This is a genomic window from Arthrobacter sp. Y3223164 (assembly GCF_059091005.1).
The window spans coordinates 1-337 of sequence record NZ_JBNHGF010000938.1 but is presented as its reverse complement, the minus strand read 5'-3'; the positions used below and the strand labels follow the sequence as shown (position 1 = coordinate 337).

Genomic DNA, 337 nt, shown 5'->3' with positions numbered 1-337 from the left:
CCGCGGCCCGCAGGGAGCGGCTGTCCGTCCGGGCCAGCAGCACAGTATCGTTGGCCGGAGGCCCGGTCTGGGGCGGTCTCCTCAGCCGTCCGGTGTCGACAACCACCAAGCCGAAAGCGCCTGACGCGGCCGCCATGATCTCCGCCGCCGCCCCGTCCTGCGGGGTGCCGTGCAGGACGGGGTCCCCTGTCCCCGGCCAAGACAGCAGGGAGAATCCGCCGGTCGCCGGCAAGGACGCCGCCAGTTGGACCGGGTTCACCGTTCCCTGCACCGCCGCCAGATCCGGCCAGGTCAGGCCCGGGACGTCGGCGGCACCCAGGGCCGCCGAGAGCCCTCC

The 337-nt window shown here is 74.5% G+C and carries 1 pseudogene; it reads right to left on the bottom strand.

Going from position 1 to position 337, the window contains the following annotated elements:
- Nucleotides 1-337, bottom strand: a pseudogene (locus AC5RUJ_RS18820) (septum site-determining protein Ssd); the annotation flags it as partial.